This is a genomic window from Marinobacter iranensis, assembly GCF_029207565.1.
Taxonomy (GTDB): Bacteria; Pseudomonadota; Gammaproteobacteria; order Pseudomonadales; family Oleiphilaceae; genus Marinobacter; species Marinobacter iranensis.
On the sequence record NZ_JANCMW010000002.1, the window covers coordinates 190,525 to 216,098 of the forward strand.

Below are 25,574 nucleotides of genomic sequence, written 5' to 3' on the forward strand. Positions count from 1 at the left end.
CCATTTCCCGGCCTGCTGCCCGACAGGCTTTACTTGCAGGTTGTCTTGGGGGCGTTCCGGAATTGCTCCATCATTGCCTCGCGCCCGCGCTCCTCGTCCCGGTATTCCTCGGGAAGGGGCAACAGGAAATACAGGTAGTCCCCTTTACGCCGGTTGTTGGCAACCGGTAGTTCACGGCCGTGTTGCCCGGCAGGTTGTCCCATGAACACCGGGCTGATGACGGTTACCGACAGGCCAGGCTCGCGCTGCAGCAGGGATGCTACGGTGCCCAGGCGTTCCTCGCTGTGGAAGGTACCCGTGAGGTGAATCACCTGATGCCCGGGGTGACTTTCCCGTGCTTCCAGTATCCGGCTTGCCATGGTGTTGTCCCGCAGCAACTGGGCGTTGTAGGTGTTCTGCATTCGTTCATCGTCTGCGGAACCGTGCCTGCCGCCCATTACACCCAAGAACTTTTCCCGATACGCCTCGTTGCCGGCAAAGGGCGACTCGGGAAGGAAGCGCTTGTGTTCTTCGGGCAGGGAATCCAGGTAATCGGTGCCGTTGCGTCCTACGCAACGCACAATGCCGGCGGGCGCGTTCGCGGCGATCACCGGCAGGTTCCTGTGCCGGGCAAATTCCACCAGGGGGCGGTAGGCGTGCTGGTAGTTCGGCCAGGCGCCAGCGTCTGCAATCAGTTCCTCCTCTCCGATTTCGCCATTCAGGTACTGGTCCAGAACCGGTTGTTGATCCACATCGAATTGTTCCATGGTCAATACCTGGTCAGGGCGGTGCCGATATAGGTGCGCCTGCAGCCGGGACTGCAACAGGTGCGCGCCCTGGTGGCCGTGGTACTCGCCAATCACCACCACGTCCTGGTCTGCAAGGCGCTCTGCCAGTTGGGGTAGTGATACCGGTGTGCCGGAGGCGGCGTCCACCACGGGGGCGTGGTAGTAGGTTTGCGGTGGGTCCTGCTCCGGCACGGGTGTCAGCAGGGAGCAGCCCGCAATAAATGGGATTGCCAGAACGGAAAATACGATGGAGGCGTGGGACATAGGAAGCCGCTAACCTGGTTACCCCGTTGGGGCGGGAATGAGGAGCTTGTCGGAGCCTATACGATGCGACGGTATTCCACGCCAGTCAATCGTTCCCAGGGTAACGGCTGCCCGCCTAAGTCGGTCGGGTGGCCAGTTCGCGGCCGTTGGGGAATCACCAGGGGGTAGCCCTCCGGTAACAGTTCCACCCGCGACTCAAGCCCGTACACTTCCCGCAGGTGTTGCTCTGTCAGCACCGAGGCCGGCGGTCCTTCGGCGAAGATCTTTCCGGCTTTCATCAGCACCAGCCGGTCTGCGTACTGGGCTGCCAGGTTCAGATCGTGGACTGCCACCAATAACCCGAACCCTTCGCTGGCCAATTGGCGTAGTTGCTGGAACACCTGTTGCTGGTGTGCCGGGTCAAGAGCCGAGGTACACTCGTCCAGCAGGAGCAGGCGAGGGTCTGGCCGGTCCCAGACCTGTGCCAGCACACGTGCCAATTGGACCCGTTGCTGCTCACCACCGGACAGGGTGGGAACAAGCCGGGTTTCCAGGTGGGTGATATCCAACCGTGCCAGCAAGGCACGGATAATGCGCCGGCGTTGCGTGGGGTTCTCCCGTGGGCGTCCCAGGGCAACGACCTCTTCCACCGTCATCGGGAACTGCAGGTCGACTTTCTGGGGCATAACCGCGCGGTGACGGGCGAGCGCGGCCCTGGACCACTGGTTCATATCTTTGCCGTCGAAGCGTACAGTCTGTGCTGGCACGCGGACTTCCCCCGCCAGGGCCCGTATCAGCGTTGACTTGCCAGCGCCGTTGGGGCCGAGGAGTGCCACTAGCTCACCCTGGGTAAGCGACAGACTGATGTCGTCGAGGATTTGCTGCTTGGCAAGCCAGAGGTCGAGATTGTTCACGTTCAACAGCGGCTTCTGATGCATAAGGGCCTCAGGAAAAACGGTTACGCATTAGCAGGGCAAGGAAAAACGGACCGCCGAGCAGCGCCATGACCAGCCCAATGGGCAATTCCGCCGGAGCAACGATAACCCTGGCCAGGCAATCCGCTATGACCAGCAACGCACCGCCGCCAAGCGCACAGGCTGGCAATAGCAGGCGATGCCCGGCCCCGAATAGCTGACGAAGTAGGTGTGGCACCACCAGCCCGACAAACCCGATCAGCCCGGTTACGGCTACTGCTGCGCCCACCCCCAGCGCAACCAGCAGAATGGCCCCTCGTTTCACCCAGGCGGTGGAGTAGCCAAGATGGCCCGCCACCGGTTCGCCGAGCAGGAATGCGTCCAAAGGGCGCGCCAGCAGGGGCGCGATGATGAGGGTTACCAGCATCCAGGGGCCGGCCATCCAGAGATCCTGCCATTGGGCATGGGCCAGACTGCCCATGGTCCAGAACGTCAGTGAACGCAGGGCGTTGTCGTCGGCATGGTAGGTCAGCAGGCCGGTTCCGGCGCCGGCAATGGCGTTGATGGCGATGCCCGCCAGTAGCAGCAGGGCGACGCTGGTCTGGCCCTGGCGGTGGGCGATGCGCCAGGCCAGCAGCGTGGTCACGGTACCGCCTATGAACGCGGCCAGGGGAAGCGCCCAGCGCCCGGTGAGGGCTGTCCAGCCGGCCAGGCCGCTACCGCCAAGTACAATCACCGCCACTGCCGCCAGTGCAGCTCCGCTGGACACGCCGATCAATCCGGGGTCGGCCAGCGGGTTACGGAAAAGTCCCTGCAACAGGGCGCCGGAAACCGCCAGTACCGCACCGGTGAGCAACCCCAGCAGCAAACGGGGCAGGCGGACTTCCCACAGCACAAATTGCGCAGTGCTGTCGTTTGCCACGTTGCCGGTGATCATCCGCGCCAGGTCTGCAACGGTCACCGGATAGGCACCACTGGATATCGCCAGTACGGCGGCGCCGGCAATCAGGGCAAGCAGTGCGCCATAGCCGATCGGTGCCTGCAGGCGACGCACGTCTTCAGTGTGCATGGGCGCCGGGCCCCGCATCGCTGAGCGCTGTTTCATCGGGAACAGTGGCGGCGACGGTCTGCAGGGCCTCCGCCAGGCGAGGGCCGAAGCCCAGCAGCATCATGGCGTTGGCGGTTACCCGGTTGCCATGTTTCCAGGCCCTGAGCTGTGTCAGCTCGGGCCACTCCTCCTGCCGGAACTGACCGGGGCGGGCCTCGGCTATGACAATGGCGTCCGGGTCGGAGGCGAGCAACGCTTCGCGGCTGGCGGGTTTGTAGCCGCTGACATCCGACAGGGCACTTTGCAGTCCCAGGGACTGGAGCAGGGCATGGGCCGCGGTGTCCTTTCCGGCTAGCATGACGCCGTGGTCGCCGGCGGCCAGCAGGATCAGCACCCGGGCGCGGGGCTTGCCGGCCATGTCCTGTTTCAGGGTCTCGATCTCATCCGCAATCTGCCGGGTAAGGTTGTCCGCCTGTGCTTCACGATCCACCAGTTCACCCACACGGCGAATCCTCGCCAGTGCTGACGCTACGTCCCTGGCGACGGGCAACTGCACCACATCGACACCGGCAGCCGCAATGCGGTCGAGGGTCTGTCTGGGGCCGGCCTCCTCGGTGGTAATCAACCGGGTGGGTCTCAGTGAAAGCACGCCCTCCACCGGCAGCGCCCGCAGGTAACCCACTTTTGGCAGTTTGGCGATGGCCTCCGGCGGGTAGTGGCTGGTGGTATCCACGCCTGCGAGCAGTTCGCCGGCCCCCAGGACGATGATGGTTTCAGTGATGGCGCCATCGGCACTGATGATCCTGCTTTCCTGCGCCTGGGCGGCGGTCATCGCGCAGGCGCAGAACAGGGCTGTAATCAACCGCATAGCTGGCTCTCCAGGGTTCGCATTTCACGTTGCCACTGGGGGCTCTCGGGCTGGCCGGGTTTGCGGGCGCCAAACAGGGTGATGACCAGTTCGCCGTTGGCGTCGTAACCCTCCAGGGAGGTCACCGGGCCGTCGCTGCTGGGCCGTTGTACCCGCCACCACTGCTGGATCGACGCCACGTTGGCGTGGAGGTTGAACGCCGGGTCGAGGATGTTCAGCCAGGGGCCGGTGGGCACCACCCGCCCGACCGGGCCGGTATGGATCTGGACAATGCCGGGGTTGCCGACAAACACCATGATTGGGCACTGGCTTTTCTGCACAAGCGTCAACAGGTGGCCCAAAGCGTTCTGCTCGAGGGCCATTGTCTCGTTGCTGCCACTGTCCAGTCGCCTGGCGTAGGTGGGACCGACCAGTTCCAGTGCCGTCAGCCGATCAACGGAATGCCGCTTGAGCATGGCATTGAAGTGGTGGACATCCTTCAGGCTGGCCCAGTCCTGGCGCAGGGCTTCGGCGTTAATCTCCTGCCTGTCGGCACGTTTCAGGGGTGCGCGAGGTGGCTGGATATCGGGCGTGGTGCTGGCGTCCGCCAGGAACTGGCCGATTAATACCTGCCAGCTTTCAGCGTCGGTATTGTCGGTGCGGTAGATTTTCTGGATAGCCTGGCCGTGGGCATCGAAAAACTGCAGGCTTTCCCGCAGCCCGGAACGGACCTGTTCCTGAACCTGGTAGCCAAAGTGCCAATTCCGGAAGAAGACGCGAACGTCCATCTGCCCGACCGCCAGCCCCATGGCCCCGGAGCTGGAGGTGTGGAAGTCCTTGAAGGTGCCGGTGACTTCATGCACCACGGGTTCGTTGCGGGACAGGATCATGACCTCGCCTACGCTTTCCATCGCTTCCAGCAGTGCCGAAAATTCGGGCTTCAGGGGGCGGACATCCTCCGGTTCGCGGCAGAGCAGCAGTTCCAGTTCACTGACCTGTAACTCGTTGGCAGCCTGACGGATGCGCAGTTTCGGGTTGTCCTCACGAAGGTCCGCCCAGCGCTGAGCCAGTTGATCCCTCGGTGACATAACGGTGGTTTCGGTTGCCATGGGTCTGGTCTCTTCAGTTCGCTGTGGTCAGTTCGACGGGCGTCCAGCGAATGGCTGGGTGACCGCTGTCGCCGCTGTCGTTGTAGTAGCCAGTGACCTGCATAGCGTAGATGGGCGATGCGTCATCGGTGCTGTCGGTGTCGATCAGGTACACGCGATAGTTGGGCCAGAGCTTGTGGTTGCCCTGCAGGCTGTAGGCGTACCACAAGGAATTTGTGAAGATGCCGCCGCTGGAGTCGGCCTCGTAATGATGGGTGATGTCGACGCCGCCGTCGGAGACCGTGGCATTGGTGTAGGTTTCCAGTTCGGTCCATTCAAAAGGGCCGAACGCGCCGCCATCGCCGTCGCCGGAAGGACCGCTGTTGGTGCGCAGGTAGAAATCCCGATCGACGAAGCCGAGTTTGACATCCCAGGTGGCGGTGTCGCAGCTAACCGTGGCGTCGCTGTCGAAGTCGAAGCAGAGCTCGCCGCCGGTTCCCGGGATGCTGCCGCTAAAGGTGGCGGTGAAGGTGAAGGTGGCCTGGGCCGCCGGCTGTACGTCAAAGTCGATCTGGAAGCTCTTGACGCCCTCGCCGGCTCGCGTCGGGAAATCGAGACCGTTGACCTGCATGCGGGCGTAACTGTCGCCTTCGGCGGAGCGCACCAGCCAACCGTTGTCTGGGTTCGCGGTCATGTTGCCGTTGCTGAAGTTGTAAATGTACCAGTCATCACCAAACTGGCTGACTACTGCATCACTGGTCCAGCTTGAGGGTTCCGACATCGGAGCCAGAAGGTGCTCCAGCTCGCTGTTGGCCGTGGCATTCAGGAAAACGCTACCGTTGGGTTCGCCGCTGCTGGTATAGAAGTCCGCCTGGTCGGCGGCGACTGCGCCAGCAACCTGGCCGGGACCGGAAGCACCGCTGTTGAGCTGGATATTGTTGCGTTTGAACGCCAGGTGCCAGTCGCTGGAGGCGGCGGCCTCTTCGTCGGTCATCGTCAGCACTTCACCGGTTTCAAGATTCATATAGGCGGCAGTATCGCTGCTGCTGGCATTGATCTGCTGGGTGCTGACGTTGTCCGGCAGGCCGTTACCGCCGCCGTTATCGTCGGAATCAGAGATGTCGTTGCTGCTCCCGCCGCCACAGGCGGAAAGCAGTACGCTGGCGACGGCCATTGAAAGAAGTGATGATGAACGGTTCATGGTTCTGTTCCTTTTGAATGAGTAGTGCTACAGGTTGTTGCCGAAGCCCAGTGTCAGGCCGACGTAGATAAAGCGGCCGGACACAGGACCGAAGTCACTGGCGTCGTTGAAATTGCGTTGGGCGTCGGTGACGTTGTTGATGCCGGTAAACAGGCGCAGGTGTTGGCCGATGTCCTGGTTGAGTTTCAGGTCCAGGGTGGTGAAGGCAGGCGAGCTGGCATCGATTTCGGCGTCCACGACTTCGTCACTCTGGCTGCGAACGCGGGCCAGCCAACTCATGCCCGACAGGGGCGCCTGGCCGTCGATGGAGAACTGTCCTTGATGTCTTGGGCGTCGGGGTAGCTGCTCGCCGGTTTCCAGGTCTTCGGTTTCGAGGTAGGTGTAACTGGCTGAAACCTTCCAGCCGGGACGTATTTGCCAGCCCGCGGTGACTTCGGCGCCTTGAGTTCGGGCGTGCTCCACGTTGGCGTACCGGAATACCTGAATGCCATCGTTGCGACCCGCAGTGGCCTCGGTGTCCACCTGTGTCTGAATTAACTGATCAACCTCGTTGTAGAAGCCATTAACTTCCAGCCAGGCCTTGTTGGTGAAGGTGATTCCCAGACCTAGCTGGTAGCTGTCGGATTCTTCCGGTTCCAGTGTCGAGTCGCCGTTTACGATGTAGCCGAGCTGGCTGTGGTCGAAGATATAATGGCGCTCTTTCAGGTTGGGAACCCGGTAGCCAATGCCCCAGCCACCTCGAAGGTATATATTGGTGGATGTGTCCTTGAACAGATCGTAGCGGGCGTTGATCTTGGGGGCTGTGTGGCTGCCGAAATCGGAATCGTTCTGGTACCTCATGCCCATGACCCACTCCCAGTTGTTGCCTGCAAACCAGGTGTTCTGAAACCAGAACTCCTTACCGTTTCGGGTGATATCGCCGTCCTTGGTCAGTTCTGTATTCCCGTCGTTGTACTGTTCGAGGCTGTTGTGGTTGAGGTCGATGCCCAGTTGCAACTGGTTGGTGGCGAACGGCTCGAACCGGGTCCAACCCGCGGCCCTGGAAACCGTATGGGTGGCGTCACGGAAGTCGAAGCGACTGTTGGCCGTATATTTGTCGGTGAGGTTTTCGAGATTTTCGTGTAGCAGGCTCCAGTTCCACTCTGGGCCGCCGGCAGGTTTGTGCTGCCCAATCAGCGCGCCACGCAGGCGTTCGGCCATTTCGTTCTTGCCCGCATTGAGAGGGTTGCCGGGATTCGCTTCCACGTAATGTGACTCCGCATCCTCCCGGAAGTACCCCAACTGGGCGTATATTCGATGGCCGTCGGCGGGTAGCCACTCCAGGCGATTGGCAATATTGGTGCGTTCCACGGCATCGCCGGGGCGCGCCCAGGTTTCCGGTTCCGGATCGATGCCGTCGGTTTCCCGCTGGCTTGCCGTCAGCCGCCAGCGTACGGTTTCTCCTCCTAGCGAAAGGCTGGCCTGGCCACTACGCTTTGAAAAATCGAGGGATTCACCGCTCGGGTTCTGGTCACCGTAGGTACCGCCGTCCACCGTGAATTCACCACCGGCGCCTTCGGCAATCGGGCGAGTAATGATGTTGACCACGCCGCCCATGGCGGAACTGCCGTATTGGGCCGACACGGCCCCTTTCACTACCTCGATCCGTTCGATATCCAGCGTGTCGAGCTGGGTGACGTCCACGGAGGAGCCCGTGGTGGTCGTCAGCGGCAGGCCGTCGATCAGTACCAGCACGCGGTCAGCGTTGAACCCCTGCATCCATACCTCATAGCCTGCCTTGCCGTGGATCTGTCGAAGCAAGAGTCCAGGTACATTCTGTAGCGCGTCCTTGACGGTGCGGGCATGGGTGTCGCGAATTTCCTCCCGTGAGACCACTTCGGTACGAACGGGTGTGTCGCTCACTTTCCGTGGGTTGCGGGTACCGGTCACCACGATCTCGTCGAGGTACAGGGTGCCGCTGGCGCCTTTCAGGGCCGCCTCCGCGGGCCTGAAAGCGCCATAAAATGAACAGACGACAAGGGCGCAGCAGACTGCGGGGAAATGATGTGGCCGGATTCCTTGGAAGCTCATCTTACCTTACTCACAAATACGAATGATAATGATTGTAATTTATAATTGCGATAAGTCAATAACCTGACGGCAATGTAGACGTATTCCCTGTTGTGGGCGGAGCCCCTTTTTATACGAAGCGGCTATAATGCTCGCCATTTCGTTCCCGGAGGTCTGCTGTAATGCCCCATCGTGCCTACCTGTTTTCCCTGCGACTCGCCCACGCCTTCCGCGAGGCCTGTTTTGACGAGCGCTACACCACAAGGCGTCTTGGCCGCGATGTAATGGCGGGGATGACGGTGGGAATTATCGCCATTTCCCTGGCGATGGCACTGGCAATTGCCAGTGGCGTACCGCCACAGTACGGCCTCTACACAGCCTTCATTGCCGGGTTTGTGATTGCACTGACCGGTGGCAGTCGTTTCAGCATTTCCGGCCCCACCGCTGCTTTTGTTGTCATTCTTTATCCCATTGCCCAGACGTACGGCCTTGGTGGCTTGCTGCTGGCATCGCTGATGTCCGGTGTGCTGCTGATTGTGATGGCGTTCATGCGCCTGGGCCGCTTCATCGAATACATTCCCGAAGCCGTCACCCTTGGTTTCACCGGTGGCATTGCGGTGGTGATCGTCACGCTGCAGGTGAAGGACTTTTTCGGGCTCGCCATTGAACAAATGCCGGAACATTACTGGGACAAGCTCGCAGCCGTTGGCCAGGCGCTGCCGGGGTTGGATGGCATAACCACGCTGGTCGCAATAACCACGCTGGCTGTGATGTTGCTGTGGCCCCGCCTGAAAACCCCGGTGCCACCCCATTTGCCTGCAGTGGTGATTGGCAGCCTGCTGGCACTGGTACTGAATGCCAATGGCGCTGCGATAGAAACCATTGGCTCCCGATTCAGTTACCTGCTGGCGGACGGCTCAGTGGGGGCCGGTATTCCGCCCTTTCTGCCGGAGTTTGCCTGGCCCTGGAACCGGCCAGGCGCCAGTGGCGAGCCCCTGGGCATAAGCTGGTCCATGGTCCGGGACCTGTTGCCGGCTGCCTTTGCCATTGCCATGCTGGGAGCGATTGAGTCGCTGCTGTGTGCCGTGGTGCTGGATGGCATGACGGGCAAGCGCCACAGTGCCAACAGCGAACTGCTGGGGCAGGGCATCGGCAATGTCATCACGCCGTTTTTCGGCGGTATCACGGCGACAGCCGCCATTGCCCGTTCCGCGGCCAACTATCGCGCCGGAGCGGAATCGCCGGTTTCCGCCATGGTGCACGCTTTGGTGGTGTTGCTGGCGCTGGTGTCGCTGGCGCCGTTACTGGCCTACCTGCCGATGGCTGCCATGGCGGCATTGTTGGTGATGGTGGCCTGGAACATGAGCGAGGCGCCGAAATCATTCCACCTGCTGAAAACGGCTCCGCGTAGCGACATACTGGTGTTCATTACCTGCTTTTCGCTGACCGTTCTGCTGGATATGGTGATTGCCATCACCACCGGCATCCTGCTGGCGGCGGTGCTGTTCATGCGGGAAATGGCCCAGATGACCCGGGTGACGGACATTACCGGTGGCAAACGGGTTGCGGGGGCGGGCCTGCCGGAGGGTTGGCAGGTGTTCAAGATCAACGGCCCCCTGTTCTTCGCAGCGGCTGACCGGATCTTCGGGGAGTTGGCGCAGCTGTCGGCCAGCGCCCGCGGGTTTATTCTCTACATGGATGGGGTGACGATTCTGGATGCTGGCGGCCTGTCTGCCCTGAACAAACTGATCAACACCTGCCGGGCAGACGGCACGCAAGTGGTTATCGATGACCTGCAGTTCCAGCCGTTACGTACGCTGGCCAGGGCGGGGGTGAAGCCGGAGGAGGGCGTGGTTCGGTTCTATCCAACGCTTGATGAGGCGGTCAAAGCTGAAGGCCAACTCACCCTCACATAGGCCAGTGCAACTGGAGGTTGCCACCGCCAAAAGCAGGCTTGTGAAGGTAGAAGGTTGGCGCGAGCGTAAGAATCGCATTGTCTTCCCTGGACAGCAGGATCTCGAAGGGTAATGCAAATTTGCCAGTAAACCCCCGGTGGTTCTCGTCGCCGCTTTCCGAGTAGGACTGGTCAATGTCCGGGGTGCTCAGGTAGATCGCCGGCCGCAGGCTAGCGGATGGGGTCAGGGGCACCCTGAAATGCCCCGACAACATGGGTTCTCTCCGGCGCAGATCCACGATTTCATCCAGGTTACGCCCCGTATACCCCTGTTCTCTCAGGTAGAAATAGTGAAGTCCGATGCCGGGTTGCAGGCGGTGGTTGTCGTAGACCGCTTCCGTTTCAATCCATATGTGGTCGCGTCTGGTGGGTATGCCACCAGCAAGTTCGTCCAGGTTGTAATGGCGGCGGGTATGTTCGCCGCTCAAGGACATTCGGAGCTGCCAGTCGCCGCGCCGGTGTTGGTGGCTCAGCGCACCCCGGACGGTTTCGTTTTCCACCACCAGGCCTTCACTTCGACTGTCGAAGGTAGAGGGTGGAGAGTAAGTGACGGAAGCGGTAGTGCCACTTTGCTGTTGCTCGGCAGGCCGGTGCCACTGGAGGAAAAAGCTTTGGGCAGGGTCCACAAACGAATCGTTGCTACGGGTTTTGTCGTTGAAATAGTGGTCTGGCAGGATCCAGCTGCCGTGGAACCATGATTCGTTGTCAAAGGTGTGTCGGCCGCTGAGGTAAATATCGGCAAGGGACTTGTCGGCAAACACATCACCCTGTAGCCAGACTTCGGTAGCACCGGTGAGTTGGTGGCGAAACCCCACGAGTTGGCGATCATAACTGCCGTCAAAGTCTTCACTGCGCTGGATGTCCAGCAGGAATCTCTGACGATCTTCGTTGAAGGCGAAATCCTGGCGGAAGCGGAAGTCCATATACAGGCGCCGGGTACCCACGCTGCCACCGGTTCCACGTATACCGTTTTCAATGGCAGAAGGGGCACGTTGGCTATGGGCAAACGACAGCTCATGGAGGTAGCGTTCCACATCGGCCGTTTCGTCCGCCCCCAGAACAACCGCGTCCTGACGCCAGGGTTGCGGCAGGTGGTTGATCTCGGCGGCCGATCCTACCGGTAGCAGGGCAACCGTGCCAATAATGATCTTGAGGACGCTACGCATGGGCAGCCCCTGGCGAGGTTGTTGATACGGGTCCAACTTTTAAACGTATCGTTGCTGCCTGATACGCTATGCTACGGTCATTTCCGGCTTGTTCAATAAGGACGATCATGCTCCCCTTCCGTTTTGTCGACCGCGTTAAATTCATTGTAGAACGCCAACTGGTTAAAGGCGCCGGTTTTCAGTTATTGGTGGTGGGTGTCTTCATCGGGATGATTTCCCTGGTGGGTGGCCTGCTGGTGATTCCCTTTGGCGCGCCTTTCGAGGATGTGGGCGATGCCATCTGGTGGGCCTTCCTGCGGCTGACGGACCCAGGCTATCTGGGTGATGATGTGGGTAACTGGCAACGGCTGGTATCCACCATCCTGACGATCAGTGGCTATGTGGTGTTCATGGGTACGCTGGTGGCCATCCTGACGCGCTGGTTGATCGCCAAGATGACGGACCTGGAACGGGGGCTGACGCCGGTCACCCTGAGAAACCATATCGTGGTACTGGGCTGGACCAGCCAGACGCTGCCCCTGCTGGGAGAGCTGCTGGGCTCTTCCGGCCGTATGCGGCGATTCCTGGAAAAACACGACACCAACCGGTTGCGGCTGGTGGTGCTCTCCGAAACCGCCTCCGCGGCCCAAGTACACGAGCTGCGCAATGAACCCGGAATCGGCCGCAAGGCGCGCCAGATCATTCTCCGTTCCGGTGCTGCTATCCAGCCCGATGCACTGCAACGGGTGGCCTGCCTGGATGCCTCTGCGGTTATTGTGCCCAGTGCGGCCCATGAGGCCGGAAGCCTGGTAACGTCGGATGTGGAAACGGTGAAGGCCCTGCTGTCCATCGCCGCACAGGCGCGGCACCTGGGGGCGCCGCTGCCTTTTGTCGTTGCCGAGATCCAGGATGTACGCAAACACCCGGTCATTGAGCGGGCCTATCCCGGCGAGATGGAAGTGGTTGCCGGCGATGCCACCATCAGCAGGCTGATGGTTCAGAACATCCTGCATCCGGGCCTGTCGGAGATCTACAATGAGCTGCTTACCGCCGGGGAGGGCTGCGAAACCTACATCCGTGGTGGCGACTCCCTGGCGGGTCATACCCTTGCGGAACTGGCATCGCAACGGCCCCGGGTGATTGTGCTGGGTATCCTGAAGCCGGCGGGCAAGGGCTGGAATATACAAATGCCGGCTCCGTCGGACACCCTGATCGCCGCTGAAGACCGGGTTGTGATGCTGGCGCGGGACTATGCTGAAACCGAACCGGATCCCAAGGCCCCCGCTTTGCCGGTGATTAATCGCGGGCAGCCTGTCAGCCGTCCCGTTGTCGCCTCCGGGCAGGTCCACCGGGTTCTGGTGCTGGGCTGGAATCGCCGCGTGCCAAGCCTGATCAGCGAGTTCTCCAGTTACAGCCAGCTGCGGTTCGAGGTGGACATCGTCTCTGTCGTGTCAGCCCGTGAGCGCCAGCAGGAAATAGACCGTTACCTGGGTGAGCAGCGGGACGTGATCTGTCGTCACGTCGAGGCGGATTATATGGTGGAGGGCGAGCTGAGGCGTGTGGCTCCCCTTAATTACGATTCCATCATGCTGCTGAGCAGTGACCGCCTGGCATCCGGTGAAGAGGCGGACGCCCGTGCAATGGTCGGTTACCTGCAGCTTGAAGACCTGCTGAGTGAGGGTGGCCGGCGGCCCCAACTGATCATGGAGTTGAGCGATCCTGACAACCGTCACCTGCTGGCCGGCCACCAGAGTGAAATGATCATCAGCCCGATGATTGTCAGCCACGTTCTCGCACAGGTAGCGTTACGGCGTGAGCTGAGGGTGGTGCTGGATGAGCTGTTTACGGTGGGCGGGGCCGAGATACAGTTCCGGCCCCCCCATGATTACCCGCTGCCGGCCAGTACAGACTTTCAACTGCTGGAAAAAGTGGTGGCGGAAAGCGGTGAGGTAGCGCTGGGGATCTGGCGTAACCAGCCCGATGAGCGTGGCCACCATGTGAAGCTCAGCCCCCCTCGGAGCGAGTACCTAGACCTGCAGGCAGGCGACCGCCTCGTGGTTTTATGCAGTACATGACGGACAGCTCTGCCCATTCATGAAAAAAATGCCGAATATAGATAATATAAATTTCAATTATAAAATCAAACGCACTAAAGTAACTGTCAATGTCAGCTGTCTGGTTGTTTTTTGAACGGACGCTGGCTCGCTGAAGTCGCTTTTACTTTATAAAAGAGCACCTCATACCTTAGAAGACAGGACTGAGATCATGCCATACGCAAACGACGTTGACGCCATTGCTTCCCTTCTGAAGCAAAACCCGACCTGGAACGCCATCAAGCCCGAGCACGCGGCCCGCATGCGCGCCCAGAACAAATTCAAGACTGGCCTGGACATCGCCAAGTACACCGCAAAAATCATGCGCGAAGACATGGCGAACTACGATAAAGACACCTCCCAGTACACTCAGTCACTGGGTTGCTGGCACGGCTTTATCGGCCAGCAGAAGATGATCTCCATCAAGAAGCACTTCGGTAACACCAAGCGCCGTTACCTGTACTTGTCCGGCTGGATGGTTGCGGCCCTGCGTTCCGAGTTCGGTCCGCTGCCTGACCAGTCCATGCACGAGAAGACGGCTGTTTCCGGCCTGATCGAAGAGCTGTACACCTTCCTGCGTCAGGCGGATGCATGGGAACTGAACCACCTGTTCCGTGCCCTGGAAGAAGCCCAGCAGGCTGGCGACAACGCCAAGGCTGACGAGCTGATCAAGCAGATCGACAACCACGAAACCCACATCGTGCCGATTATTGCCGACATCGACGCTGGTTTTGGTAACGCCGAGGCGACCTACCTGCTGGCCAAGCAGATGATTGAAGCCGGTGCCTGCTGCATCCAGATCGAAAACCAGGTGTCCGACGAGAAGCAATGTGGCCACCAGGACGGCAAGGTGACCGTTCCCCATGCCGACTTCCTGTCCAAAATCAACGCTGTTCGTCTGGCGTTCCTTGAGCTGGGTGTGGACGACGGTGTTATCGTTGCCCGTACCGATTCCCTGGGCGCCGGCCTGACCCAGAAGCTGGCTGTTACTGAAGAGCCAGGTGACCTGGGCGACCAGTACAACAGCTTCCTGGACGGTGACTACATCGAGAAGCCGGAAGACATCAACAACGGTGACGTTGTGATCAAGTCTGATGGCAAGCTGATGAAGCCCAAGCGTCTGCCTTCCGGCCTGTTCCAGTTCAAGCCGGGTACTGGTGAAGACCGTGTGGTCCTGGACTGTATCACCAGCCTGCAGAACGGCGCGGACCTGCTGTGGATCGAGACCGAGAAGCCCCACGTTGGCCAGATCGCCAGCATGGTTAACCGTATCCGGGAAGTTGTGCCCGACGCCAAGCTGGTCTACAACAACAGCCCGTCGTTCAACTGGACCCTGAACTTCCGTCAGCAGGTATTCGATGCCTGGAAGGAGGAAGGCAAGGACGTATTTGCTTACGAGCGTGCCGACCTGATGAACGCCAAGTACGACGAAACCGAACTTGGCAAGCTGGCTGACCAGTGGACGGCCAACTTCCAGCGTGACGGTGCCCGTGAAGCCGGTATCTTCCACCACCTGATCACCCTGCCGACGTACCACACCGCGGCCCTGTCTACCGACAACCTGGCCAAGGGCTACTTCGGTGACGAAGGCATGCTGGCCTACGTTGCTGGTGTTCAGCGCAAGGAAATCCGTCAGGGCATCGCGACTGTGAAGCACCAGGACATGGCCGGTTCCAACATCGGCGATGACCACAAGGAGTTCTTCGCGGGTGACGCAGCCCTGAAGGCTGGCGGTAAAGACAACACCATGAACCAGTTCTAAGCAACGGTTCGGTTGTCACTGGAGAGGGCTGAAAGGCTCGCTTCAGAAGATCTCGAAACCCCGCCTTGCGCGGGGTTTTGTTTTTTTTACAGTAACGTTTTCACTCAGGTTGCTGAAATCACACCATAAATAGTCTGTTTGATATTTTCCCCCACCAGCTCTGTTTCATTCCTGAAACAGTTTCATCCCTCCGTGAGTGCGGCTCTGTTTTTTTGGTAATGCGAAAATTTATATAAAACAGTGAGTTGTAATTTTCTTGTTGATGCTGGCACGGGAATCGCTCTGCTTATCTGGCGGGTCTGAACCTTGGCTTACCGAAGGCTAGCGGTTTGGGGCGGATCCCTCTAAAAACCAATAATCGAAAAGGAAACGACATCATGGATACCAGGAAAAGTTTGCTAGCAGCTGCCATCGCAATGAGTCTGGGTGTTTCCGGTTTTGCCTATGCTGACCAGGGAGGTGATGGCGATCCGAATACCAACGCGGACGATACCTCCACTGCCAACAACGACCATTCCGGCAATACCGACTCGGGTAATGACAATTCCAACAACTCCGACAACTCGAATAGTTCAGACAACAGCACCGATGTTGCCGATTCGTTCAAGATAGCCGACAGTGGAAACGATAACTCCACGGATAGCTCCGACAATTCCACTAACGTGGCGGACAGCGCAAACGACAACTCTGATAACTCTATCAGCGTTGCGGATAGCGCAAATGACAACTCCACGGATAGCTCGGATAACTCCACCAACGTCGCGGATAGCGGAAACGACAATTCCGACAATTCCACTAACGTATCGGATAGCGGTAATACCGATGTGGCGGATAGTGGGAATGACAATTCCGACAATTCCATCAATGTAGCGGATAGCGGAAACGACAGTTCCGACAATTCTACCAACGTTGCGGACAGTGGTAACACCACCGTGTCTGACAGTGGCAATGACAGTTCCGATAACTCCCTGGCGCTTGATCTGGATGTGTTCCTGAACAACGCTGACCTGGACGGCAGTGTATCGGGAACTTCGACCACATACGGCGATGCCAATGGCAGAGCTTCCTATACCGAAGCTCGTAACCGCAACGAAATCTCCGGTGGATCAGCCAACTACACCGGCGTCGGGGCATTTGCCCAGAATGCAGGCAACGGCAGCGTTACACAGGCTAATGTCAGTGTAATGTCCAACCTGTCCACCGGTGGTGGCGGTGGCGGCACCCAGTAAGGAATCCTGGCTGCATCTGCTTGTTGCGGGTGTGGCCCGGTAATTCCAGGAGAACTGCCATGGGTTATGTCATCAGATGGAAACTGAAGGCTGCCTTGCTGGCGTTAATGCTCGGGGCAACGGGATTGGTGTCGGCCGAGGAGTGGATGGATGCCACGCCGTTGTCGGCAGATCAGTTGGCGGATTCAAGCGGTCGCCAGGGAATCCCGGTGCAGTGGCAGATTAACGATAACCAGCAAAATGCGAATGTGTCCGATAACCTGCTGTCGGGTAATGTTGTCACTGGCGATAACAGTATTTCCGACAACGCGTTCGGCAACATGAGCGGGGTTGCCACGGTTATCCAGAATACCGGTAACCAGGTGGTCATTCAGGACAGTACCCAGATCAATATACTGATTAATCACTAACGGAGGTGGGCCATGGCCAAGAAGGTTCTTGTTGCGATCTGCGCGAGTGCCGGGCTGCTATGGTCCGCCGCCTTTGCCGGCTCAACGGGCTCGGTAACGGTGCCGGGTATAGGCGGTGATTTCCGGCTAACCGTAAACAGTTTTGAGAATCGGCGGTTTGACAGCGTCATGCGCCAGCAATACGACTTCAGTTGCGGCTCCGCAGCCGTTGCTTCCTTATTGTCCTTTCACTACGAAGATCAGGTAACAGAGCACGATGTTTTTATCGAAATGCTCGCGTTGGCAGACGAAAAGAAGGTGCGCCAGGAAGGCTTTTCCATGCTTGATATGAAGCACTATCTGGAGGCCAGAGGGTACCAGGCCGATGGTTTTCGCATGCCGTTGACCGGCCTCCAGGAGAAAGTGCGCTTACCCATGATTGTGTTGCTGAACATTGATGGTTTCCGGCATTTCGTTCTGATCAAGGGGATCAGTGATGATGAGGTCCTGGTGGGGGACCCGGCGCGAGGATTGAAGATTTTTTCCTACGCAAAGTTCAGTGAGTACTGGAACGGCACCGCCTTTATTATCCGCAGCCATCTTGAACAGGGGCGAGACGGCTTTCTTGGCGACGGACATTGGCCTCAGGTGGCCAGGGCGCCAATACAGAAAGGTCTTGGCGGGCCTTCTCTCGGGCACACGTTGCCTTACTGGCCCTCCTCAAGGGAATGGTGATGATGATGGTCCGGATGCCAGCTATAGCTCTATTAGCAGTTTCATTTGCAACGTTATCTCCGTCTGTCCGGGCAGAACTGACGCTGGGGGTTGAGCCCCTGAGTGATTCGGAGCTGGCTGATTACCGGGGCGGCTTCCTGATGGATAACCTGGAAATCAGCATTGGACTGGAGCAGATTGTTGGTATTAACGGTGACACCCTGGTGATCAATCGTTTAACCATTCCCAATCTGAACCAGGCCGTCAACGACCGTTTGGTGGGTCATCATACGGAAACAGTGCTCGAGGTTATAAGCGCAAACCAGAGTGGTGGCGCTCGGGTATCCAGTAGTATGGCTGGGCCTAATGGCTGGATGACAGTGGTTCAGAACAGTCTTGATAGCACCGTGATACAGAATATGCATCAACTGAACATTGAGTTGAACAATCTGGGTGCCGGTGCTCAGTTCCCGGCACGGTTCAGTGATCAGTTGGTCCAGTTGCTTGGTCGCTGATGCCCCTCCCTAAAGGCTGATGGGGAGCTTGAGAGTAATTTCGCTATTGGGCGCGTTTTCTGTAACCCCTACGCTCACCGTCAGGCTCAGGCTTGTGGACCGCGTCAGCCTTTGCGACAGGCCGAACGACAGTGATCCGATCTGAATCCGATCAAAGTTGGATGCAAAAATGTCGTTATTCCTCTCGAACGTTGTTTTCCGGATGACCGAGTGGTCGTAGCCCAGGCTAAAGGAGGTGCGGTCGTTGAAAGCGAACCCCATCCCGAAGCCGAAGCGGACTATGTCACCGGGATCTACCGTGCCCCCGTTTTCGAATCCCTGCTCCTCTTTGAGGGTCCAGACGTAACTCAGGTTTCCGAATAACACGGCGGGGTCCGTTGGGTAGATGAACGAAAAGCCGGGTTCGAATGACCAGAAACCGGAACCGGTCGGCCGATTCTTCAGTTCAATACCAATCGGGTTGCCCTGATTATCCCGGATGACTCTCTGGTCGACATCGTAGGGGCCTTCCCCGGTTGGCGCTTTCACCCGCATTGCGCCAATTATGTAGGGCCAGCCATCCCAGCCATCGGTTAACTGGTAGCGAGCCGAGAGTTCAACATCACCCAGGCCTTCGCCTGAGGACTCGCGCAGAGTGTCCACCGGTGTGCCCTGAAAAACCTCACGTTCCCTCAGGTCCTCGTTGATGCTGAGGTAGGGTACACGGACCGCCGCTTCGAGCTTGCTGGTGAAGCCGTACTTGAGTGACATCGCGCCGACAAAAATATCTCGCTGGATTTCTGAAATATTGATCAGCCCGATGAGTAGGGCAGGTATCACCGTATAACCTTCCACTGCGACCGCCGTTGAGTTGCTGTGGGCATGTGAGAAGGATGGCTCAATAGTAAACCTGCCCGGCCGGGTAACGATGCCCCGATCTGCGGTAATTGATGCGATGTCGGTCGCCGGGTCGTGCGCCTCCTCAGGCGCTGTTATCGACGTGCTACCTGCGTCCCTGTCCGCCTGTGCGGCTTCTGTGAGTATGGGCGCTGCTGCCGTTAATAAAGGAACGAGCCAGAACATTCTTGTAGCCATGTAAAATCTCCTTTAATCACTCTTAGAAGACGAGACGGACGTTCTGTGAGGGACCTGATGCTTGTCCATCAGCCGGTAAAACGAGACTCTCGAAATATTGAGCAGTCGTGCTGCGGCGGAAATATTATTCTGGGCCAGTGCCAGGCTTACAGAGATTGCCTGGCGGTCCGCCTGGGAACGGAAGGCATCCAGGGATAGCTCCTGGCTTCGGCTTTGATCGTTGGCAGGTGTTCGCCCAAAGCCCATATCGCCTGGCTCAATGACAAGGCTCTCCCCAAGCAGCAAGGCCTGACGCATTCGGTTCTGCAGTTCTCTGAGATTGCCGGGCCAAGGGTGTTTGCCCAGACAGATTTTGGTGGTGTCAGCCAGGCGTCTGGGCCCCGCGGATGAAGGCGCTGCCGAGAGTATCCGGTTAGCCAGCGGAAGAATGTCCTCTTTGCGCTCCCGCAGAGGCGGCAGTAATACGTGCAGGCTGCCGAGTCGGTAAAACACATCACTGCGAAAACGGCCAGAGGCTACCAACTGCTCCAGGGGGCTGGTGCTGGTGGCGATCAGCCGGGCATCCACCTCTATGGTGCGACAGCCACCGATACGTTCGATCTGGCCTTCCTGAAGAAAACGCAGAATGGCCGATTGTTGCTCCGGGGTGAGCTCGTCAACGCCGACGAGCAACAGCGTGCCACCGTCGGCGGTTTCAATTCTGCCCTTTTGTGCACTCATGGCATGAGTGAATGAGCCTTTTTCATGGCCGAAAAGCTCGTTCTGAGTCAGGGAAGGGGGCAAAGCTGCGCAGTTGATGACGACCAGGGGTTTGTGCCTTCGCGCTGAGTTGTTATGAATAAACTTTGCGGCTGTTTCCTTACCGGTACCATTCTCTCCATAGATCAGCACAGGCTCTTCGGTGTGGGCGAACTTGCCAAGCAGTTCCCTTGTATGTCTGATGGCAGGGGATTCGCCTTCCAGGGCAAAATCGTGGTAACTGAGGGGGGTGCTGTGTGGAGTTCTGGCATGGAGTTCAGACATGCCCCACAGATGGCCTAGTATCCCGTGGAGCCGCTCAGATTGGATCGGTAAGGTGTGGTAATCCTCGCAGTAGCGGTTGATAAGGCTGCAGACTTCCGGGTTATCAACCTGACCGGAGTCAAGAACGGCAACCCAGTGTTCGACCCGGAGTGCTTCCAGCCAACTGCTTGCTACCGCCAACTGGTCACTGGAAAGTTCGCTGACATCAAATACGCCAACCCAGGTACTGTCGCTGCGAATATCCCCTTTGCCTAGCTCGGTGTCAATGGCTATGGGAATCAAACGCCATTCCCGCAGTTCGGCAGCTTGCGTTGCAAAACCGGAGTATTCTGCCGACAACCAAACGAGCGGTCGTTTTTCCATCATGGCAACTCTCCTTGAGTTCGTGCCGGGAAAACGGACTGCTAAACGTTCATTGGATTCTGCTAAGGCTGGAACGGCTTGCTCCAGTCACTGCCCTGTGACCGCTAACGGCTGGGTAAACAGGCGGAAATTCTTCTGATAAGTACTCAGATTGTGTGCCAGTTTTAATAGTTGCGGTTGTTTCAGAGGGTTAGGAAATGAGAGCTGTGTCGCAGAATGATCCCTGTAAAATATGCCGACACAATTCAGTACTCGCTCAGCTTCTTGCGGGTTTCCAGGCGGCCCTTCCGGCGGATTTCTGCATTCTTGAAGCGACGTTTCTGGTCTTCCGTTTCCGGCTCTACCCCGGGCACATCGATGGGCTTGTCGTTCTCGTCCAGCGCCACGAAGGTAAAGAACGCCGAGAGTATGTGGCGGCATTCCCCGGTGTAGCTGTTTTCCGCTTCCACCCGGGCTCCAATTTCCATGGATGATCCCCAACTGCGGTTGAGGGCGAGGCTGAACAACAGGGTGTCGTTGCCCTTGGCGGGGGCGCGGAAGTGAATGGAATCCACGGCGGCCGTGACACAGACACGCCCGGAATGGCGTTCCGCCACCACCAGGGCCAGGCGATCGCACTTGGCCATGATCATGCCGCCGAATACCGTCTGGTGAGAGTTCATGTCGTTCGGGAAAACCTTGTAGACATGCTTGTCGATGGCAGAGGCCGAAACCGGCCTGGCGGCTTTGGGTGGCATGGAGTTGTCTCCCGTCATGGATGTACCGCTACTATACCGCTCAGGGGTTCTGTTTAAAGCGTTCAATGCGCTCCCCGGTCACCGGATGGCTGGACAGCATGTCGCGAAGAGTGTCCCATCGGCTGCTGTCCTCAGCGGTTTCCGGCTCATCTTCCTCACCATGGGCGGCCATCAGTCGTTCCATGATGTTGGCGAAGTGGATCGGGTCTATGCCGTTCTCGATCAGGGTTTCCAGGGCGTAGGTGTCTGCCTCCCACTCCATGTCACGGGAGTAGGACAGACTCATTAGTATGGCAGGCACCACCACCGTGGCATCGGAGAAGGCAGACAGGTCACCGGTCATCATTACGATCAGCCAGAAGGTGAGGGATGACTGCACCATCCCCTTCATACCGTGGCGGTGGGCGACGTGACCAATCTCGTGGGCGAGAATGGCGGTGAGTTCATTGTCGTCCCCAGCCAGGTTTACCAGATCGTCCGTGAAAATCAGCGTGCCGTCCGGCAGGGCCATGGCGTTGGCGCCGATGGCGGGGGAAGATCGGAAAATGACCTTCAGATACTGGCCTTCAACGGGGCTCAACAATGGCTGGAAATGTGCCTGCAGCGCCTGCTGGCGCTCCCTCGGGAGTTCAGAGGGGGCAAGCCAGGTGCGGTCGAGGGTACTGAGTGTGGATTCGCCCACCTGTTCGGCAATGGTGTCCGGAAGTGCATTTGCCACGGCCTGGGCGGCCCAGGGCACCCCCCAGACAAAGGCACCGCCGGTAGCCGCGATGGTGACCGCCACAGCCACCAGAATCAGGCCCAGATGGTTCTCCAGCGCGTGAAGCAACCGGCTGCCACGGCCATGGCGGAATCGCCGGCCAAGCTGATCCACACCGTCGTTGTCCTCGGTTTCGAAGACCCCGTCGTCAGGCAGGTAGAGATAGCGTGGCGTGTTGCCGATTCGTGGCGATATCTCGACCTCATCGGGAGTGAAGCGCAGGCGGGTATCGCCGGCGTCGAGGACGATCACATCAGCGACGGAGCGCATTACTGCGCTCCGTCGGCTGGAGTCGTTACCCGAGTAGAATTGGCCTTCGAGAGTGACTTCAGATAGCGGCGAAGTCGACATCAAAGGCATCTCCCAGTTCCTGACCCAGCGCGCTGGTGCGGTTCTGTTCGGCTGCCACGAAGTGATTCAGGTCGCCGCTGACCAGCATGGACGTGCAGGCTGCGCGATACCGGGCCATACGCACTTTGGCCCAGGGAGTGAACAGGCCGAGGGTGATGACCACGAGGAAACTGTTGGACAGGAAAATCCAGACCATCTGCGGGGGCTGCAGCCGGGACTCAAAGTTGTGGCTGTCGAGATGGACAGAGTTGAGGAAGAGGTTGGCAATGCCGGCCATAAAATAGCCAAACAGAGTCAGGTAGCCAACAGCCGCAATAATCGAACCGACAGTAAAGCCAACGTAGCGCATTGCCAGGAAGGCAGCAACGCCAAAGGCAATAGCGATGAGCAGTCCTTTCCCGAAGAAGCGGTAGTACATACCGGTTTCTGCTTTCAGTTGGAATTCCGTGGTGCCATAGCAGCTGCCGTTGGCAATGAACTCATGGGTTTTTTTCATCACCAGGGGGGTAAGCAGCAGCAAGGTCAGCAAGTTCAGCAGTGGCCACACGAAGGCCACCATAAAGGCCTGGCCATAGCTGCCCTGGAAGCCGAAACGGATGTTGCGGTAGGCGCTGTTGACGGCATTGAACCGGAGCGAGCGCACCATGATCCAGGGCACCAGGGGTATAAACACAATGGCGAAGACCACGGCGGCCTCCACATACAGATCCGAAAGCACCACGTAGGCAACCAGGACGGCCAGCGCAATCAGCCGGCCCTTGAGTATGGTGATGGGGCTTGCCAGGTACTGGAAGCTGGCGCCATCCATCCGGGTGTTGCCGTAGAAGTATTGATTGTTGCGCACCGTGGCCCAGGCGGAGTAGATGCCCAGCGTGACAATGGTCAGCAGGATGTTGACGATCCAGATGCCGAAGTATTCGCGGCCGCTGCCGGTGAATTCCAGCGGTGTTTCCTGCAATGGTCCGGTTGCGTCGGTGTTGCGCTGCCGAGATTCCGGTGAAGCAGGTGGCGGAGCGGTACCTGTATCTCGCTCTGGTGTAGCTGCGGGGGCAGTCTGGGCTGAAATCTGTACCTGGGCACCAGCTTTTGTAAGCCGTTCATGGTAGATCTGAGCGTCTGCAAGGCTCAGCCTGGATTTAAGAGTTTGCGGGGCCCCGGAAAAAAGGCTTGCGGTGCGCTCGTCGGATATCCGGAACAGGGCTTTTACATTGTCCCTGACTTCTGCCTCACTGAAGCCGTCGAGAATCTGCCCGGCGAACGTTATCTGGTAGAGTTCGTTGTAGAGTTCCTTGGTCATGACGTCCCTTGTGCCTGTTGTTCCCTGATGGGGTGTTCATGTCACCCGATTTGATTGAAGCTTGCGCAAAGCCCACAAAATGCAGCTTCAGGGCAAAAGTTACCAGATATTCATGTTATATGCATGACGTCGGGCACAAAAAACGTATGTTAAACCGACAGTAAACCGTCAATCAGGAAAACGGGGATTCAGGATTTGACCACAGAACAGGGAATTGTATTCGCAGTGCTGGCCGCCACGCTGGCCCTGTTCGTCTGGAACCGGCTGCGGTTTGATGTGGTTGCCATGCTGGCATTGCTGGCAATCGCCGTTGCCGGATTGATACCCACCGAAGACCTGTTTGCCGGCTTTGGTCACCCGGCCGTGGTAACGGTTGCAGCGGTTTTGGTGATCAGCCAGGGCTTGGTCAATGGCGGCGTGGTGGACAATATTGCCCGGTTGCTGGGCAAGGTGGGGCATCGTCCCACCCTGCAGATCCTCACGCTGACCGGTGTGGTTGCGCTTTGTTCCGGGTTCATTAACAACGTGGGCGCCCTGGCGCTGTTGATGCCGGTAGCGGTATGGATGTCCAGGGAGGCGGGGCGCTCGCCCTCGCTTCTGCTGATGCCGCTTGCCTTTGGTTCGCTGCTTGGCGGCACCATGACACTTATCGGTACACCTCCGAACATCATCATTGCCAGCTACCGGGAAGGCGCGGACTCATTCGGGTTATTTGACTTCGCGCCGGTGGGCGCAGCGATTACCCTTGCCGGTATTGCTTTTATTACCCTGGTGGGATGGCGGCTGACGCCCAGGCGAGGTGACGACAGCGGCGGTGACGACAAGCTTTTCAGTGTTGGCGACTACCTGACTGAACTGAAGATTCCCGAAGGGTCTCCCCACGCTGGCGCCACACTCCATAACCTGCTGGCCGAAAGCGGGGAAGACAGAGATGTGGTGGTGTTGGCGCTTATCCGTGATGACAAACGCCAGCTCGCACCTTCCACCTACAAGGTTCTGAAGGAAAATGACCTGCTGTTGGTGGAGTCCGACACCGAGAGCTTGCAGACATTTCTCGACAAGACTGGCCTGGAGCTTGGCAGCCAGGACGAAGATGAATCGAAAACCGACGAGGACAAAAAAGATCGGAAAAACCGGAAAAAGGATTTGAACGAAGGCGAGGTACAATTGACCGAGGCGGTGGTCACACCCGAGTCTTCGCTGGTTGGGCAGACCGCCAATCGCCTCAACCTGCGGGAACGCCATGGCCTGAACATTGTCGCCGTTGCCAGGCAGGGACACCGGCTGAAACGGCGCCTGGGGGACATTCATTTCAATGCCGGCGATATCCTGCTGGTTCAAGGCTTTGAGGACACGCTGACCAGTACCCTTTCCAGCCTAGGTTGCCTGCCGCTGGCGGAACGGGGTTTGCGTCTGGGGTCGCCCCGCAAGACCCTGCTTGCAGCGGGTATCTTCGTCACCAGTATTGTGGCCATAGTCAGTGGCTGGCTGTCGGCGCCAGTGGCGCTGGTGGCGGGGGCCGTTGCCATGGTTCTGACAAAACTGATCGATGCCCCCGGCGCCTACAAGGCCATCGACTGGTCTGTGATTGTACTGCTGGCTGCCATGATTCCTGTGGGCCAGGCAATGGAAACCACCGGTGGCGCAGAACTGATCGCTGGCCAGATGTTGGTATTTGGCGACAGGCTTGCCCCGGCAGCGGTTCTGGCGATGGTACTGACAGGAACCATGCTGTTGTCCAACGTGGTCAATAACGCAGCGGCCGCTATTCTGGTTGCGCCCATTGCGCTGAGCCTCTCCGCAGAGCTGGGAATGGCCTCCGACGCCGTGCTTATGGCGGTTGCCGTGGGGGCTTCCTGCGCCTTCCTGACACCGATAGGCCACCAGTCCAATGCACTGGTGATGGAGCCGGGCGGCTACCGGTTTGGCGATTACTGGCGATTGGGGTTGCCGTTGTCGATACTGGTAACGGCCGTCGCGGTGCCTGTCATCCTACTTGTCTGGGGATAGT

General features: G+C 58.7%; 21 protein-coding genes. 8 read left to right on the forward strand and 13 right to left on the reverse strand.

The window, feature by feature from the left end; all coding sequences use genetic code 11:
• Nucleotides 1-29 precede the first annotated feature (29 nt).
• From NLU14_RS04135 to NLU14_RS04165, 7 genes are read right to left on the reverse strand one after another with little or no spacing between them, the layout of a single operon-like run.
• Nucleotides 30-1,031, reverse strand: a complete 1,002-nt coding sequence (locus NLU14_RS04135) for a ChaN family lipoprotein (protein ID WP_275704911.1) — start codon at nucleotides 1,029-1,031, stop codon at nucleotides 30-32.
• Between the two features lie 56 nt (nucleotides 1,032-1,087).
• Nucleotides 1,088-1,948, reverse strand: coding sequence for a heme ABC transporter ATP-binding protein (locus NLU14_RS04140; RefSeq protein ID WP_275704912.1), 861 nt, complete (start codon nucleotides 1,946-1,948; stop codon nucleotides 1,088-1,090).
• Nucleotides 1,949-1,955: 7 nt separating this feature from the next.
• A complete protein-coding gene (locus NLU14_RS04145; protein ID WP_275704913.1) occupies nucleotides 1,956-2,993 on the reverse strand; it encodes a FecCD family ABC transporter permease in 1,038 nt (345 codons plus the stop codon).
• On the reverse strand, nucleotides 2,983-3,840 hold the full coding sequence (locus NLU14_RS04150) for a heme/hemin ABC transporter substrate-binding protein (protein WP_275704914.1): 858 nt from the start codon (nucleotides 3,838-3,840) through the stop codon (nucleotides 2,983-2,985). Before NLU14_RS04150 ends, NLU14_RS04145 begins: the two co-directional genes overlap by 11 nt.
• The gene (locus tag NLU14_RS04155) at nucleotides 3,831-4,928 is read right to left on the reverse strand and encodes a hemin-degrading factor (protein ID WP_275704915.1); all 1,098 of its coding nucleotides are present in this window, start codon (nucleotides 4,926-4,928) and stop codon (nucleotides 3,831-3,833) included. The genes NLU14_RS04150 and NLU14_RS04155 overlap by 10 nt, the downstream gene beginning before the upstream one ends.
• Nucleotides 4,929-4,941: 13 nt before the next feature.
• On the reverse strand, nucleotides 4,942-6,108 hold the full coding sequence (locus tag NLU14_RS04160) for an HmuY family protein (RefSeq protein ID WP_275704916.1): 1,167 nt from the start codon (nucleotides 6,106-6,108) through the stop codon (nucleotides 4,942-4,944).
• 27 nt (nucleotides 6,109-6,135) lie between these two features.
• On the reverse strand, nucleotides 6,136-8,178 hold the full coding sequence (locus NLU14_RS04165; RefSeq protein WP_275704917.1) for a TonB-dependent receptor plug domain-containing protein: 2,043 nt from the start codon (nucleotides 8,176-8,178) through the stop codon (nucleotides 6,136-6,138).
• Between the two features lie 161 nt (nucleotides 8,179-8,339).
• Here NLU14_RS04165 and dauA point away from each other — a divergent pair, with 161 nt between their 5' ends.
• Complete coding sequence (gene dauA, locus NLU14_RS04170; RefSeq protein WP_275704918.1) at nucleotides 8,340-10,073, forward strand: C4-dicarboxylic acid transporter DauA; 1,734 nt, start codon at nucleotides 8,340-8,342, stop codon at nucleotides 10,071-10,073.
• Here the strand turns inward: dauA and NLU14_RS04175 are convergent.
• A complete protein-coding gene (locus NLU14_RS04175) occupies nucleotides 10,066-11,277 on the reverse strand; it encodes a hypothetical protein (RefSeq protein WP_275704919.1) in 1,212 nt (403 codons plus the stop codon). The genes dauA and NLU14_RS04175 overlap by 8 nt on opposite strands.
• A 107-nt stretch (nucleotides 11,278-11,384) precedes the next feature.
• Here NLU14_RS04175 and NLU14_RS04180 point away from each other — a divergent pair, with 107 nt between their 5' ends.
• From NLU14_RS04180 to NLU14_RS04205, 6 genes are all read left to right on the forward strand, one after another.
• A complete protein-coding gene (locus tag NLU14_RS04180) occupies nucleotides 11,385-13,331 on the forward strand; it encodes a potassium channel family protein (protein WP_275704920.1) in 1,947 nt (648 codons plus the stop codon).
• Nucleotides 13,332-13,521: 190 nt separating this feature from the next.
• Nucleotides 13,522-15,111 carry an isocitrate lyase gene (locus NLU14_RS04185; RefSeq protein WP_420845025.1) on the forward strand — a complete coding sequence of 530 codons (1,590 nt, stop codon included), beginning with the start codon at nucleotides 13,522-13,524 and terminating at the stop codon, nucleotides 15,109-15,111.
• Between the two features lie 377 nt (nucleotides 15,112-15,488).
• Nucleotides 15,489-16,340: a dentin sialophosphoprotein gene (locus NLU14_RS04190; RefSeq protein WP_275704921.1), complete on the forward strand. Its 852-nt coding sequence runs from the start codon at nucleotides 15,489-15,491 to the stop codon at nucleotides 16,338-16,340.
• Between the two features lie 59 nt (nucleotides 16,341-16,399).
• Nucleotides 16,400-16,750, forward strand: a complete 351-nt coding sequence (locus NLU14_RS04195; RefSeq protein WP_275704922.1) for a hypothetical protein — start codon at nucleotides 16,400-16,402, stop codon at nucleotides 16,748-16,750.
• A gap of 12 nt (nucleotides 16,751-16,762) precedes the next feature.
• On the forward strand, nucleotides 16,763-17,464 hold the full coding sequence (locus tag NLU14_RS04200; protein WP_275704923.1) for a C39 family peptidase: 702 nt from the start codon (nucleotides 16,763-16,765) through the stop codon (nucleotides 17,462-17,464).
• 14 nt (nucleotides 17,465-17,478) lie between these two features.
• Nucleotides 17,479-17,958, forward strand: coding sequence for a hypothetical protein (locus NLU14_RS04205; RefSeq protein ID WP_275704924.1), 480 nt, complete (start codon nucleotides 17,479-17,481; stop codon nucleotides 17,956-17,958).
• A gap of 9 nt (nucleotides 17,959-17,967) precedes the next feature.
• Here the strand turns inward: NLU14_RS04205 and NLU14_RS04210 are convergent, their stop codons facing one another.
• The 5 genes from NLU14_RS04210 to NLU14_RS04230 all read right to left on the reverse strand — a co-directional run bounded on the left by NLU14_RS04210 (nucleotide 17,968) and on the right by NLU14_RS04230 (nucleotide 23,563).
• Nucleotides 17,968-19,032 carry a transporter gene (locus tag NLU14_RS04210; protein WP_275704925.1) on the reverse strand — a complete coding sequence of 355 codons (1,065 nt, stop codon included), beginning with the start codon at nucleotides 19,030-19,032 and terminating at the stop codon, nucleotides 17,968-17,970.
• Nucleotides 19,033-19,044: 12 nt separating this feature from the next.
• Nucleotides 19,045-20,421 (reverse strand): sigma-54 dependent transcriptional regulator, encoded by a 1,377-nt coding sequence (locus NLU14_RS04215; RefSeq protein WP_275704926.1) that lies wholly within the window; start codon nucleotides 20,419-20,421, stop codon nucleotides 19,045-19,047.
• 242 nt (nucleotides 20,422-20,663) lie between these two features.
• A complete protein-coding gene (locus NLU14_RS04220) occupies nucleotides 20,664-21,155 on the reverse strand; it encodes an acyl-CoA thioesterase (protein ID WP_275704927.1) in 492 nt (163 codons plus the stop codon).
• Nucleotides 21,156-21,195: 40 nt separating this feature from the next.
• Nucleotides 21,196-22,275: a M48 family metallopeptidase gene (locus NLU14_RS04225; protein ID WP_420845026.1), complete on the reverse strand. Its 1,080-nt coding sequence runs from the start codon at nucleotides 22,273-22,275 to the stop codon at nucleotides 21,196-21,198.
• The gene (locus NLU14_RS04230) at nucleotides 22,244-23,563 is read right to left on the reverse strand and encodes a YjgN family protein (protein WP_275704929.1); all 1,320 of its coding nucleotides are present in this window, start codon (nucleotides 23,561-23,563) and stop codon (nucleotides 22,244-22,246) included. The genes NLU14_RS04225 and NLU14_RS04230 overlap by 32 nt, the downstream gene beginning before the upstream one ends.
• A 195-nt stretch (nucleotides 23,564-23,758) precedes the next feature.
• Here NLU14_RS04230 and NLU14_RS04235 point away from each other — a divergent pair, with 195 nt between their 5' ends.
• Complete coding sequence (locus tag NLU14_RS04235; RefSeq protein ID WP_275704930.1) at nucleotides 23,759-25,573, forward strand: SLC13 family permease; 1,815 nt, start codon at nucleotides 23,759-23,761, stop codon at nucleotides 25,571-25,573.
• Nucleotide 25,574: the final 1 nt, after the last annotated feature.

What these genes read in the sequence shown, in the direction of transcription:
- NLU14_RS04135 (WP_275704911.1), bottom strand. Translation starts at nt 1,031, where the DNA reads ATGTCCCACGCCTCCATCGTATTTTCCGTTCTGGCAATCCCATTTATT.
- NLU14_RS04140 (WP_275704912.1), bottom strand. Translation starts at nt 1,948, where the DNA reads ATGCATCAGAAGCCGCTGTTGAACGTGAACAATCTCGACCTCTGGCTT.
- NLU14_RS04145 (WP_275704913.1), bottom strand. Translation starts at nt 2,993, where the DNA reads ATGCACACTGAAGACGTGCGTCGCCTGCAGGCACCGATCGGCTATGGC.
- NLU14_RS04150 (WP_275704914.1), bottom strand. Translation starts at nt 3,840, where the DNA reads ATGCGGTTGATTACAGCCCTGTTCTGCGCCTGCGCGATGACCGCCGCC.
- NLU14_RS04155 (WP_275704915.1), bottom strand. Translation starts at nt 4,928, where the DNA reads ATGGCAACCGAAACCACCGTTATGTCACCGAGGGATCAACTGGCTCAG.
- NLU14_RS04160 (WP_275704916.1), bottom strand. Translation starts at nt 6,108, where the DNA reads ATGAACCGTTCATCATCACTTCTTTCAATGGCCGTCGCCAGCGTACTG.
- NLU14_RS04165 (WP_275704917.1), bottom strand. Translation starts at nt 8,178, where the DNA reads ATGAGCTTCCAAGGAATCCGGCCACATCATTTCCCCGCAGTCTGCTGC.
- dauA (WP_275704918.1), top strand. Translation starts at nt 8,340, where the DNA reads ATGCCCCATCGTGCCTACCTGTTTTCCCTGCGACTCGCCCACGCCTTC.
- NLU14_RS04175 (WP_275704919.1), bottom strand. Translation starts at nt 11,277, where the DNA reads ATGCGTAGCGTCCTCAAGATCATTATTGGCACGGTTGCCCTGCTACCG.
- NLU14_RS04180 (WP_275704920.1), top strand. Translation starts at nt 11,385, where the DNA reads ATGCTCCCCTTCCGTTTTGTCGACCGCGTTAAATTCATTGTAGAACGC.
- NLU14_RS04185 (WP_420845025.1), top strand. Translation starts at nt 13,522, where the DNA reads ATGCCATACGCAAACGACGTTGACGCCATTGCTTCCCTTCTGAAGCAA.
- NLU14_RS04190 (WP_275704921.1), top strand. Translation starts at nt 15,489, where the DNA reads ATGGATACCAGGAAAAGTTTGCTAGCAGCTGCCATCGCAATGAGTCTG.
- NLU14_RS04195 (WP_275704922.1), top strand. Translation starts at nt 16,400, where the DNA reads ATGGGTTATGTCATCAGATGGAAACTGAAGGCTGCCTTGCTGGCGTTA.
- NLU14_RS04200 (WP_275704923.1), top strand. Translation starts at nt 16,763, where the DNA reads ATGGCCAAGAAGGTTCTTGTTGCGATCTGCGCGAGTGCCGGGCTGCTA.
- NLU14_RS04205 (WP_275704924.1), top strand. Translation starts at nt 17,479, where the DNA reads ATGCCAGCTATAGCTCTATTAGCAGTTTCATTTGCAACGTTATCTCCG.
- NLU14_RS04210 (WP_275704925.1), bottom strand. Translation starts at nt 19,032, where the DNA reads ATGGCTACAAGAATGTTCTGGCTCGTTCCTTTATTAACGGCAGCAGCG.
- NLU14_RS04215 (WP_275704926.1), bottom strand. Translation starts at nt 20,421, where the DNA reads ATGATGGAAAAACGACCGCTCGTTTGGTTGTCGGCAGAATACTCCGGT.
- NLU14_RS04220 (WP_275704927.1), bottom strand. Translation starts at nt 21,155, where the DNA reads ATGCCACCCAAAGCCGCCAGGCCGGTTTCGGCCTCTGCCATCGACAAG.
- NLU14_RS04225 (WP_420845026.1), bottom strand. Translation starts at nt 22,275, where the DNA reads ATGCCTTTGATGTCGACTTCGCCGCTATCTGAAGTCACTCTCGAAGGC.
- NLU14_RS04230 (WP_275704929.1), bottom strand. Translation starts at nt 23,563, where the DNA reads ATGACCAAGGAACTCTACAACGAACTCTACCAGATAACGTTCGCCGGG.